This is a genomic window from uncultured Algoriphagus sp. (genome assembly GCF_963974835.1).
Classification (GTDB): Bacteria; Bacteroidota; Bacteroidia; order Cytophagales; family Cyclobacteriaceae; genus Algoriphagus.
This window is the reverse complement of record NZ_CAXBET010000001.1, coordinates 988,170-1,001,148: the sequence shown is the minus strand read 5'-3', so window position 1 is coordinate 1,001,148 and position 12,979 is coordinate 988,170. Positions and strand designations below refer to the sequence as shown.

At 41.0% G+C, this 12,979-nt stretch carries 10 protein-coding genes; 4 read left to right on the top strand and 6 right to left on the bottom strand.

Annotation, left to right across the window (positions count from 1 at the left end):
* Positions 1–172 precede the first annotated feature (172 nt).
* The 3 genes from AACZ73_RS04390 to AACZ73_RS04380 form a co-directional block, all read right to left on the bottom strand.
* The gene (locus tag AACZ73_RS04390) at positions 173–1,144 is read right to left on the bottom strand and encodes a MoxR family ATPase (RefSeq protein ID WP_339875737.1); all 972 of its coding nucleotides are present in this window, start codon (positions 1,142–1,144) and stop codon (positions 173–175) included.
* Positions 1,145–1,428: 284 nt separating this feature from the next.
* Positions 1,429–2,055, bottom strand: coding sequence for a pseudouridine synthase (locus AACZ73_RS04385; RefSeq protein WP_339876343.1), 627 nt, complete (start codon positions 2,053–2,055; stop codon positions 1,429–1,431).
* A 4-nt stretch (positions 2,056–2,059) separates the two neighbouring features.
* Positions 2,060–2,236 (bottom strand): hypothetical protein, encoded by a 177-nt coding sequence (locus AACZ73_RS04380; protein ID WP_339875735.1) that lies wholly within the window; start codon positions 2,234–2,236, stop codon positions 2,060–2,062.
* A 142-nt stretch (positions 2,237–2,378) separates the two neighbouring features.
* Between AACZ73_RS04380 and AACZ73_RS04375 the strand changes: the two genes are divergently transcribed.
* Positions 2,379–3,503, top strand: coding sequence for an amidohydrolase (locus tag AACZ73_RS04375; RefSeq protein WP_339875733.1), 1,125 nt, complete (start codon positions 2,379–2,381; stop codon positions 3,501–3,503).
* 120 nt (positions 3,504–3,623) lie between these two features.
* Here AACZ73_RS04375 and AACZ73_RS04370 read toward each other — a convergent pair whose 3' ends face one another.
* From AACZ73_RS04370 to AACZ73_RS04360, 3 genes are all read right to left on the bottom strand, one after another.
* A complete protein-coding gene (locus AACZ73_RS04370; RefSeq protein WP_339875731.1) occupies positions 3,624–4,403 on the bottom strand; it encodes an NIPSNAP family protein in 780 nt (259 codons plus the stop codon).
* 104 nt (positions 4,404–4,507) lie between these two features.
* On the bottom strand, positions 4,508–6,838 hold the full coding sequence (locus AACZ73_RS04365) for a M1 family metallopeptidase (RefSeq protein WP_339875730.1): 2,331 nt from the start codon (positions 6,836–6,838) through the stop codon (positions 4,508–4,510).
* A gap of 74 nt (positions 6,839–6,912) precedes the next feature.
* Entirely contained in the window at positions 6,913–7,494 is a 582-nt protein-coding gene (locus AACZ73_RS04360; RefSeq protein WP_339875728.1) for a HupE/UreJ family protein, read from the bottom strand.
* Positions 7,495–7,598: 104 nt separating this feature from the next.
* Between AACZ73_RS04360 and AACZ73_RS04355 the strand changes: the two genes are divergently transcribed.
* From AACZ73_RS04355 to AACZ73_RS04345, 3 genes are all read left to right on the top strand, one after another.
* Entirely contained in the window at positions 7,599–8,066 is a 468-nt protein-coding gene (locus tag AACZ73_RS04355) for a DUF6702 family protein (RefSeq protein ID WP_339875726.1), read from the top strand.
* A gap of 311 nt (positions 8,067–8,377) precedes the next feature.
* Entirely contained in the window at positions 8,378–11,437 is a 3,060-nt protein-coding gene (locus tag AACZ73_RS04350) for a TonB-dependent receptor (RefSeq protein ID WP_339875724.1), read from the top strand.
* Between the two features lie 18 nt (positions 11,438–11,455).
* Complete coding sequence (locus AACZ73_RS04345) at positions 11,456–12,976, top strand: RagB/SusD family nutrient uptake outer membrane protein (protein WP_339875722.1); 1,521 nt, start codon at positions 11,456–11,458, stop codon at positions 12,974–12,976.
* Positions 12,977–12,979 lie beyond the last annotated feature (3 nt).

The following is a 12,979-nucleotide window of genomic DNA, read 5'->3' as shown; positions in this document are numbered from 1 at the left end:
ATTATGGTTTTGCCTTATTTGATGTTGCAAATCTGGCTCAATTTTTCACCTCAAAAGAATTATCTGAATTATGCTTTTTTTAATAAAGGGATCAGAACTTAATATTGGAATAACAAAAAGTGCATAAAAAAAGGCTTCTCTTTCGAAAAGCCTTTTTTTACAGAAATAGCTATTATTTCAATGTTACGGATTTGTTAATAGGAACTTTCTCCATCAGGATTTTTACCAGATCTCTTGTATTAATCCCATCTGCTTCAGCTTCATAATTCAAGATAATACGGTGATTTAAGACATCTTCTGCTATTTCCTTGATGTCTTCCGGCAACACATAATCTCTCCCATCCATGAAAGCGACTGCTTTAGAAGCCAAATTCAAATTGATACTCGCTCGTGGAGAAACACCAAACTGAATATATTTTGCCTCTTCCTTCAGTCCGTACTGAGCAGGAAATCTAGTCGCAAACACCAACTCAATGATGTAGTGTTCCAACGGCTCAGCCATTTTCACAGCGTTGATTTGACTGCGGATTTCAAAAATATCTTCCTTGGAAAGTATAGGATTGACCTCTGAGCTAAATGACATGTTAGCCATTCTTCTCATTACTTCCATTTCATCAGCCTTGCTTGGATAATCGATGTGCACTTTCATCATAAATCTATCCACTTGTGCCTCCGGAAGAGGGTAAGTACCTTCTTGATCAACCGGGTTTTGAGTAGCGAGTACCAAAAAAGGTTTATCGAGCATATACGTTGTATCACCAATAGTCACCTGCTTTTCCTGCATGGCTTCCAAAAGTGCAGACTGAACCTTCGCCGGAGATCGGTTAACCTCATCCGCCAAAATAACATTGGAGAAAATTGGTCCTTTCTTCACTTCGAAATTTGCTGCTTGCTGATTATAGATCATCGTCCCGATCAAATCAGCAGGAAGTAAATCCGGTGTAAACTGAATTCTATTGAAATCCAGGTGAAGCACTTTGGCCAACGTGTTTACTGTTAAGGTCTTCGCCAAGCCTGGAACACCTTCCAAAAGTATATGCCCATTTGTAAAAAGACCTATCATAAGCCTGTTTACCATCCGGTCCTGACCTACTACTACTTTTTTGACTTCCTGAATTACGTCTGCTATTTTTTCCTGATGCATGGAATCTGAATCTTTGAGTGCTTTTATCCGGAGACTAAAATAGAGGTTTTTGTCCCAAAGGACAATCTTAAATCTTAGAAGCGGTAATGCCTTACGATTAAAGGGAATTTATGATTTTTTAAGAAGGATTTTTCTTTTCACCTCAGAGTCGCAAAGCGCGCTAAGTTTAAAATGAAGATAATGCTAATCGTAAATCTCCTGAGCTAATTGAAAAGATTTAAAACTTACCGGGTAAGATCTTTGCGGTATTCTTTGCTAACTCGGCGACTTTGCGGTAAAAAAAATCATCTTCCCGATTTCCTATTCCCCTCGGTCTTTTTAAACCCAGTCAGGCCTAACTTATGGTAAATGGTTTTTTCATCGATCTCCTGCACTTCACCCACTTTAAATCCTTGAATGGATAATTTCTCCATTGACCAGCGAACCAGCCTTAGCGTAGGATGACCAATCGCTGCAGTCATTTTACGGACCTGACGGTTTTTCCCCTCTATTAACGTCAAAGAAATCCAGGTATCTGGAATGGAAGCCCGGTAACGAATAGGAGGATCACGGTCTGGAAGCGAAGGAATTGGATCGAGGATTTTAGCTATGGCGGGTTTGGTTTTATAATCACGCCCATCCACATTGATAGTCACACCTTGCATCAATCCTTTCAGAGATTCTGGCTCAGGAGTACCTTCCACTTGTGCATAATACGTGCGTTGATGACCAAAGCGTGGATTTAACAAATGATGATTCAGGGATTTGTCGTCGGTGATAATTAGCAGCCCTTCTGAGTCTTTGTCCAGTCTGCCGACGGGATATACCTCTTTCGGAAAATCAAAAAGAGAGGCAAGTGTCTGCCCCTCTCCAGAAAATTGACATAAAACCCCGAAAGGCTTATAAATGATAAAGTATCTAGCCAAAGTCAGTTAATTAACTTCCGCAGCCTACGCAGTCGATGCTGGAATCAGTAGGTTTTACGCCATCACGCTGCATTTTAAGATTATGAATTTTGTCTCGAATCTCCATGTCTGCAAACATGTCTCCGGTGATTTGTGATTCCAAAGCTTGGATTTGCTCGTTGTAGTTTTGAATTTGTACGTCGTTCATAAAAGTTATAGTTGAAGGGTTGAAATGATATCCTAAAATAGCCAGTGATCTTTAAAAGTTCCTGATCAAAGCCTCATTTTTTTCGTCAAAAATGATTCCAACTGAGCAGTAGAAACTTACCTTTCGAAAATTTATTAGAATAATGCCCCTTTCAGAACTTATAAATCTTCGCCAACTCTTACATCAAAATCCAGAGATTGCCGGCGAAGAATCTACTACAGCAGAGAGAATTTTAACCTTTTTCGCAAAACTTAATCCAGATCAAACTATCCAAAATCTCGGAGGAAATGGACTTGCATTCGTCTTCAAAGGGAAAAACCCAGGTAAAAGAAGCTTGTTTCGTGCGGAACTCGATGCACTACCTATTCAAGAAACAGGTGAACCACAATATAAAAGCAGGATTAAAGGCAAAGCGCATCTGTGTGGTCACGATGGACACATGGCTATAATATGCGGTTTGGGTCAAAAGCTTGCAGAACAAACACCTGAGAGTGGTGAAGTGGTTTTGCTTTTTCAGCCAGCTGAGGAAACTGGAGAAGGCGCACGATTGATTTTGGATGATCCGCAATTCGAGCAGATCAAACCAGATTATGCATTTGCTCTTCACAATCTGCCTGGCTTTCCGCTACATCAATTGGTTGTAAGGAAAGAAACATTTGCTGCGGGAAGTACAGGATTGACTATTGCCCTCACTGGAAAAACTTCCCATGCTGCCCATCCTGACGCAGGAATTAATCCTGCTTTTGCCATCGCCCAGTTAATTCAAAGGCTCCCAAAACTTCCAGAAAAACTGAAAAACTTTGCTTTAGTCACAGTAATCCATGCAGAAATAGGCAGCTTGGCTTTTGGGACTAGTGCTGGGAAAGGAAGTTTAAGTCTGACCATCAGGGCATTTGACCAGGCTGATCTGGAGAACTTAATCAAAATGATAATAGAGGAAGTCAAAAGGATTGCTTCGGCAGAGAAGCTTGGCTGTGAATTCAGCTTCGTAGAATCCTTCGCTGTTTCCAAAAACGATCCTCAAGCTGCCTCAATCGCTGAAGGTGTGATGAAAGAACAAGATTTGAAAGTATTAGAAAAACCTGAGCCCTTTCGCTGGTCCGAGGATTTTGGCTTATTTAGTCAGTCGTGTCCTTCCTATTTGTTCGGCTTAGGTTCAGGGGAAAACTGTCCACAGTTGCATGAGCCGACCTATGATTTCCCAGATGAGTTGATTGAAACAGGGGTAAAGGTATTTGAGGGGATTGCTAGGAAAGTGAATGGGTAATAAAGAGACCTTCCAGGTTTTTCAAACCTGGAAGGTCTCTGGAAGTTCAGCTTTCTTGAAAGCGAGCAACAGAAAAGCCTTGTGCGTAAAAAAACCGACTCACGCCGGCTTTTAATGTTCTTACAAATCTGAATATTCAGCTGGATAGAGCAGCTTCGTATAGTTTCGAGAAACCGTATTGGCGTATTCGGGCAGATCTTTCATAGCAGCCCAAGCTGGATCAGCTCCAAATACTTTCCAATGCTCATTTCTGATATCCATATTTTCATGGGTTGTCATATACACCAAGTTAGGCATGTTTGCACCCGCTATGGTTTCTGCATAGAAAATTGGACTGCAATTTATTCTGCTAAAAATATCCATCTCACCAGAGTTAAACATTTTCACTTTTTGCTTATATAACCTTTCAGTAGCCCCTTCATAGCTTCTCAGCTCATACACTCTATCCTTTTTGGCATTAGTCAATTCCGATTCTGTGAATTTAGGCTGACCAGTCATCGCCTGAAGAATAGAAGTTTCTATTCTTTTATAAGGAGGTTTATCGTGGGGAGCATTGATGTATGCACTTCCGGCAGTCTGATAAGTTTGGTCTTTTGCTAATTTGCCATCAAAAGCCAAGTACTCATCCATAGATTTAAAAGGCACAAATAAATAGACTGCCTTTCCAGCGTTGGGCTGGGATGCTATTGGTTTGAATACACCAACTTTAGCAATACCCTGCTTGTGCGCTGCAGGAATAAAAGCCTTTGCAAGATAGTCATCCAGCATTGCTTCTTGCTCAGCATTTTCGATATGATAGGTTCTCAATTCGTAAAAATCTCTTTTTTGGGCGAAGAGATTTGTACTAATGAAAACACACAAGGCGATAAAGCCAAGAGGAATTAAATTTCTCACTTTCATTTTAGGTTAGGTTTAATTGTTTAAGATAATTTTAATCACAGCGATTAAAATATAATTTCCAAGATATTTATAGAAAGAAAAGCCGACTCCTGTCGGCTTTCTTCTTATTGTTTGCTTTTAGCTTCTTTCATTGGATTGCTACCCGTAGATGCTCCTCTTGCAGCTCCATTTCCTTTGAAAAGATCAAATCTGGAAGGCTGATATTGTCTAGGCCAGTAATTACTTGATTCGTCGATATCCGCTGTTTCTCTTTTTGGATCGAGGATGATCTGAGTGACTTCCTTTTCTTTTACAAATACTTTTGTGACCTGAGTCTCATTTTTTCTCCAGATTTCCACTGGTATTCGATCAATCTCAGAAGTACCATCTGCGTATTGGAATTCCAAAATGATAGGCATCACCAAACCACCTACATTTTTAAAGGTGATCTCATAGAAATTCAAATCACTTTCCATCAGCTCTTTTTCCTTAGAAGAAAGACTAGCCATAAACTTCCTATAGCTCTCTTCATCTTCCGGCGTAACTGTGAAAGGGTCGTAAGTTGTGTAGAAATCGCGTGTAGCCGGGTTAGCTTCTATTACGGTTTCTTTTACTTCAGTTCTATTAAATTCCTTGGAAACATAATCTTCCTCCCGATCTGCTTCAGCTTTCATTGCAGCATTTCTTTCAGCAGGAGTACGGTTATCCATTTTGTATAATGAAACATTTTCAATGGCGATATCCACCGGCTCGGTACCGAAGAACCAGCCTCTCCAAAACCAATCTAGGTCTACTGCAGACGCATCTTCCATCGTACGGAACAAATCATCTGGAGTGGGGTGCTTGAACATCCATCTACGCGCATATTCCTTAAATGCATAGTCAAACAATTCTCTACCCATCACTGTCTCCCGAAGGATATTCAGCGCAGTAGCAGGCTTTGCGTAAGCATTTGGCCCAAATTGAATAATATTCTCAGAGTTTGTCATGATCGGCTCAAGTGTATTCACACTGCTTTTCATGTAAGGCACGATCTTGTGTGCCGGGCCACGACGTGAAGGGAAATTACGATCCCACTCCTGCTCTGCCATAAACTGCATAAAAGTATTCAATCCTTCATCCATCCAAGTCCACTGACGCTCGTCAGAGTTCACGATCATTGGGAAGAAGTTATGTCCCACCTCGTGAATAATCACGCCGATCATTCCATTCTTCACAGCTTCTGAATATGTGCCATCAGAATCTGGGCGCCCATAATTGAAGCAGATCATTGGATACTCCATACCGTTAGCGGCCTCCACAGAGATGGCAGTTGGGTAAGGGTAATCAAATGTATGAGCAGAATATGATTTGATCGTATGAGCTACTACCCGGGTAGAAAACTGACCCCAAAGCGGATTAGCTTCTTTAGCATAATAAGACATCGCCATGACGTCTTTTCCCCCTTGCTTTACGGCCATGGCATCCCAGATGAATTTACGCGAAGACGTCCAAGCAAAATCACGGACATTCTCAGCCTTAAATTTCCAAGTCTTCTTCTCAGACGACTTACTTTTTTCCAGTTCAGTCGCTTCATCCTGAGTACGGATCACAACGGGATTATCATAGGTTTTTTTCGCAGTATTCCATCTGTTCAACTCCGTAGCAGAAAGAACTTGACTCGCATTTTGAAGTTCACCAGTTGCTCCTACCATATGATCCGCAGGCACAGTAATGTTTACCTCATAATTTCCGAAAACCAATGCAAACTCACCGGATCCCATAAATTGCTTGTTTTGCCATCCTTCGAAATCTGAATAAACAGCCATTCGCGGGAACCACTCAGCCATGGTGTACAGGTAGTTGTCATCTCCTTCGAAATACTCATAACCTGGACGCCCGGAAATATAACCGACTCTATTTGTGATGTTGAAAGTCCATTCTACACCAAAAGTAAAGCTATCTCCAGCTTTCAGAGGCGTAGGTAGATCAATTCTCATCATAGTGTGGTTCACGGTCACGGGAAGAGGATTGCCCTTGGCATCCTTAACCTCAAGTACTTTATAGCCAAAATCATCATTTGCCCAGATTATACTTTCAAGAGACCGAAGCGTCATTCTATTATTGATTGAGCTTTCGGCAGCCTTTGGGGAATTTGAATCTGCACTTCTTTGATTTTCTTCCAATTGCACCCAGAGATAAGTCAATTGATCAGGAGAGTTGTTGATATAGGTGACTTTCTCAGAACCCTTAATAGATTGATTAGTATCGTCCAGTTCCACATTTATCACATAGTTAGCCTGCTGTTGCCAATACATGTGGCCCGGAGCTCCAGATGCAGTACGGTAAACATTCGGTGTACGAAGCATGGTACCGAGCTGCTCGAATCGCTCTGCGTGGTTCTGCTCCGAGTGCTGTGCAAAAGCAGGGAAAATCCCCGAGATTGCCAGTGCTGTAAGTGCAAGTAGTTTTTTCATTATCTATTTATTTATTCACAAATACTATTTTCTTTTTAAAGATCACCTCTCTAATGGTTCCCAAGGCATGTTCTTTACCAAAATTTTGCTTCCAACATCAGCATCAATGCCACACCAAACACCATGGATGCCACTACCAGAGTCCATTCCTTACGACTCACTCCAGCTATTCCTACTAAGATGGATGTGACTAGCAGAAATGCCCCCACAATAATCAGTTGGCCTAATTCCAAACCTAAATTAAATGCTAATAATGGCTGCCAAATGCTGGCTTCCTTTCCTAAAAGACTGCGCAGGTAGATAGAAAATCCCAGTCCGTGGATCAGTCCGAAGAAAAGAGCAAAGATATAATTGATGGAAACTCCTTTTCCTGAAGACGGTTTTGGTCTAAGAATGGTGATAAAAGCTGTAATGGCAATTGTTACGGGTATAAGAAATTCGATCAGGTTAGAATTCACGTTGACTAATCTGAAAGTAGCCAGCGCCAAGGTGATAGAATGTCCTATTGTAAAGGCTGTTACCAAAATCACGACTTTACGCCAATCTCTGGGAATAAATACAGCACAAAGTGCCAAGACAAACAGTATATGATCATAGCCATGGATATCCAAGATATGCTGAAGGCCTAGACGAAAATATAATTGAAATGAACTCATAGAAAAGGTGAAATACCTCTAAAGAAGTAAATTGCGCAATTATACAGGATTATTCCCAGAAAAGACAGACGACAGAATACCAAATGCACCAGTTTTACTTATATATGATCAGCTTGGGATGGCTGGTATTTGCCCATCCTTTCCACATCAGTTTAACAGAGATCAAATGGAACGAGGAGACCGAGCATCTTGAGATTTCCCAGAAGATTTTCTGGGATGACTTGGAAATAGCACTTAGCCAGCGTTACGATGAATCCATAGATTTTTTAAATCCAGCCAACAAGGAAAAACTAAGTAAGCAAATCGAATCCTATTTGCAGGAACAGAATATGATTTGGATTGAAGACCATACTGTGCCCCTAAATTTTATTGGCTATGAGATAGAGGAAGACGCTGCTTGGTTCTATCTGGAATCAGGAAAAGTTAATGCGCCAACTTCTATTAAAGTGAAAAACAGTGTATTGGTGGATAATTTTCCAGATCAAAAAAATGTGGTCCAATTTTTTGCCGGTACTTCTTCTCCCAAAAGCCTAATTCTTGGAAAGGGTAGTGAATCTGGAAGCTTGAATTAATAGATCATAACCCACTAAAAGTTAGAATAATAGATAAAACGTTTTATTCTTAAATCAATATTTATTTCATCTATAAACAAATGTTTAATTTTTTAATATAAGTCTGGATAATAACATAACTAATTAATTTTACTATTTATTTATACGATTTTACAGTAATATATTCTGCTTAGAAAGAATTCTTCGGAATATTATTAACAAATCAAAAATATCTATACATTCATAGTTAAGTCATGCTTTAAAGAGCATTACAATTAACCCCATCTCAAACCTAACAGGTTACACGAACCTGTTAAAAATTTTCTAAACTTATGTGTAAAACGATTTACCCAAAATCTCGTGCACTACCCCCATGGAAATACTTTCATGGCACTGTGCTCTCACTGCTCCTGTTAGTTTTTATGACAGGAATCTCTTTCGCCCAAAGCAGAAATGTTAGTGGCGTGATCAAATCATCCTCTGGCGAGACCATGCCTGGAGTGAATGTATTAATCAAAGGTACCACCATCGGTACGGCGTCAGACATCGATGGTAATTTTAGCCTAACGGTCCCATCTGACGATTCCATTTTAATTTTCTCATTTATTGGCTACACCTCGAAGGAAGTTCGAGTGGGTAACTCCAGTGAACTGAGCGTCATTCTGGAAGAGGATTTTTCTTCCTTGACAGAAGTGGTAGTGGTAGGGTATGGTACCCAGGAACGTGCTAAAGTGACTGGCGCTATTTCCTCAGTAGGCTCAGAACAGATCCGGGCTTTGCCAGTACCCAGTTTGGCATCGGCCCTCCAAGGTCGTGCAGCTGGTGTTAACGTCACCAATTCTGGTTCGCCTGGTACAGATCCAATTGTACGTATCCGTGGGATAGGTACAGTAGGGAACAATGATCCGCTATATGTAATTGACGGAATGCCAGCAGGAGGTCTGAATCAGATCAACCCTGCTGATATAGAGTCCATTGAAGTGCTAAAAGATGCTTCCACAGCTGCTATTTACGGATCAAGAGGTGCAAATGGAGTTATTTTGGTAACCACTAAAAAGGGTAAGCTAGGGAAGCCGCTGGTTTCTTTGGATTCTTACTACGGAATGCAAAAAGCATGGAAGACCCTTGATCTACTTAATCGGGATCAATACATCGCGTTCGGAAGAGAGCTTCTGGGCAATGCAGGTAATGAGGCTCCAGCTCGATTTGACAACCTGGGCGAATTTGCAAACAATGATATTGATTATCAAGATGAAATGTTTCGCTCTGCTCCCATTCAAGACCACAATCTAAGTGTTTCGGGAGGTACTGAAAATGTTCTGTATAATTTCTCCCTAGGATATTTTAGTCAGGAAGGAATAATGCGCGGGACAGATTTCGAACGGGTTTCCTTGCGTTCAAACACAGAGTTTAAAGTGCATAAAAGAGTAAAAATAGGTCAGACCTTGACGGTAGCCTACTCAAATAGAAATAATGAACCTTTTTCCGGTGGACGAAGCCAGCTGGAACATATCGTAAAAGCAGTGCCTTATATTCCTGTGAGGGACGCTTCCCGACCTGGAGGATTTAGAGCACCTGACCGAGTGGATGGATCTGATCCTGAAAATCCTGTTCTAAATGCTGAACTAAGAGAAAGTAATATTCAAGACTACAAAATATTGGGCTCCGCTTACATTAATGTAAATATTTTGAACGGACTTGATTATAAATTTTTGGTGGGATTGGACGTGGGAATTGGTGATGGATTTGACTACTCACCAAGCTTCGATGCCGGAGATTTCAGTATTTCAAATTTCGCAACAATCTCGAAAACCAAAACGAATTTTGTTTCGCCACTCTTTAGCAACCAGCTTACTTATTCCAAAGATTTTAACAAGCATCATTTTGATATCCTCGGAGTAGTGGAAAGACAAACTTCTACTTATAACAGCTTAAATGGTTCAGGTCAAAATTCCTTAACCAATGAGGTAAAAGAACTTCAGGGTGTTGAAAATCAGACCACCACTAGTACAAGCACTAACTACGCACTTATTTCTTATGTAGGCAGAATAAACTATGACTACGCACAGAAATACCTAATTAGCGCTAGTATCCGAAGAGATGGAGGTTCCAGATTCGGGCCAGATAATAAGTGGGGTACTTTCCCATCTCTATCCCTAGGATGGAGAGTGAGTGAAGAAAGCTTCATGAATAATCTTACTGCAGTAAGTGATCTGAAATTGCGGGCGAGTTACGGCGAAACAGGTAATGATCGAATAGGGGACTATGTATATCAAGCTACCATCAACTCAAATCTCTTCTACAACTTTGACGACAATCTTCTAACCGGAAGTACAATCTCGGCTCTCGCAAACGCGGATTTGAAATGGGAAACAACCATAATGAAAAACATAGGAATGGATTTGGGTCTTTTCAATGATCAATTCAGTCTTTCCTTGGAATGGTATGAGAATACAACTGAAGGAATGATTCTAGGTGTTCCTATCCCTCCATCATTAGGATACGATGGAGCTCCAGTGGCAAACGTAGGTACTGTCAAAAATACGGGCTTTGAAATCACGGCTGGATATGAATTAAAATCCGGTGATTTCCAGATGGGAATCGATGGAAATATGGCTTTTGTAAATAACGAGCTAACTTCCTTAGGTACAGGTAACACTATTTTTGGTCCTACCTTCCAAGGAGATGCCATGACGCTTACTGAAGAGGGACAGCCGATTGCCTACTTCTATGGATGGATTGCAGATGGAATTTTCCAAAGTGGAGAGGATACAAGTCAACAACCAGACGCATCAGCCGGTGACATCAAATTCCGTGATATTAATGATGATGGTGTTATCGATGCAAATGACCGAACTAATCTTGGCCACTACCTTCCTGATTTCAGTTATGGTGTGAATGTCAACGCATCCTACAAGGGATTTGACTTCACCATGTTTTGGCAAGGTGTTTCAGGTAATGAAATTTTCAACAATCTCCGTTATCACACAGAAGGTATGACCAGACTTTTTGGTGCAAGTGATGTAGTATTAGATCGATGGACACCTACCAATACTGATACTAATGTCCCAAGAGCAATTTCCGGTGATCCAAACAGAAACGCGAGAGCCAGCTCAAGATTCGTTGAAGATGGTTCTTATCTGAGATTAAAAAATATCTCCATAGGATATAGCATTCCAAGCTCCATTTTGAATACATGGAGTAAGGGTAACGTTTCAAAAGTAAGAGTTTATCTATCCGCCCAAAATCTGTTCACTATCACAGATTACACGGGATATGATCCTGAGATCGCGGCAAGAACCGGTATCAATTCATCCCTAGGAACCGGGATAGATTATGGTCAGTTCCCTGCTGCCCGTACGATCATGGGAGGTATTCAACTTGCATTTTAATTATAAATCAGAAAAATCATGAAAATAAGATCCAAGTTTTTAGCCATGATTATGGCTGCCGGATTAGTGGCCTGTGATGAGGAAATATTGAGTCCAGTAAATCCAAATCAATTAGGTACCGAGACTTTCTATCGGACCGGCCCTCAATTAATAGCTGCTATAAATTCAGTATATGCCACACTACAAGGAAATAACCTATACAACAGAGAATATTTCTTCTTGCAAGATTTGCTATCTGACGATGTAGAGTCTGGAGGCGCACAACTTGAGACTCCACGTGCCCAGGTTTTGAATTATGTTTTTGATGCCTCCAATCCTCAAATTGAAGCAAACTGGAGAGGCTGGTATCGATTGATACATCGGGCTAACCTAGTTTTAGAAAATGCAGAAAATGCTACAGAGAATATCACTGAAGATCTACGAAATAGAATTATAGGAGAAGCCTATTTCTTAAGAGGACTGGCATTTTATGAACTTTCTACTTTATGGGGTGGTGTTCCACTTATGCTTTCATCCGCAACTTCTCCTGAAGGACTTCCGAGATCTACACAGGATCAATCGTATGCGCAAAGCTTAAGTGATCTTAATGAAGCAATATCTAGACTTCCTCTTAGTTCAACTTACTCAGGTACAGATGTGGGCCGCGCAAGTAAAGGGACAGCACAAGCAGTTGCAGCGAAACTGTTATTGTTTCAAGGCGATTTCAGCGGAGCAAAACCCTACTTGACAGAAATCATCAATTCAAATCAGTATTCCTTGACAGATAGATATCTGGATAATTTTGAGGAAGAGGATGAGAATAATTCTGAATCAATCTGGGAAATCCAGTTCTCAGAAGCATTCGGAAACGCGGGCGGATGGAATGCAGACGGTACAGGTATCGCAGAAGTAACTTTCAGAGGTCAGGAATACGGTCCCAACGCATGGAGAAACTTAATCCCTAACTCCGGCCTAGTCGCATCCTACGAAAGACCAAGTAACGGTGCCCCCAAAGAAGACCCAAGAGTAAGTTATAACTTCTATAGGTTGGGAGATACCTTCAACGGCGGAGCCAGTGTCTTGGATGAGACTACTGTCCAAGGGGACGTTAGCAAAGCGAGTTGGAGAAAATATCAGACCATATACAAGAGAGCTAATGAGAACACTCAGTCTGGCATCAATTTCAGAGCAATCCGGTATGCAGATATTTTACTGATGATGGCTGAGGTAGAGAATGAACTTACAGGACCAGCTACTGCATTGCCATATCTAAATCAAACCCGCAACAGAGCTGATGTAAAAATGCCAGAATATCCTACTGCACAGTTTCCTACCGGGACTAAAGAGCAGACAAGGATTGCAATCCAGCACGAAAGAAGAGTGGAAATGCCAGGAGAGCAAGTTCGAAACCGGGACATCCGAAGATGGAGAAGATTAGGCTTTTTACAAAGCGAACCTATCACAGGCTATCAGTCTAAGCATGACCTTCTTCCTATTCCCACAGTGGAATTAGATAACAACTCGGCCCTGAGTAATGCTGATCAAAATCCTGGCTACTAAGCC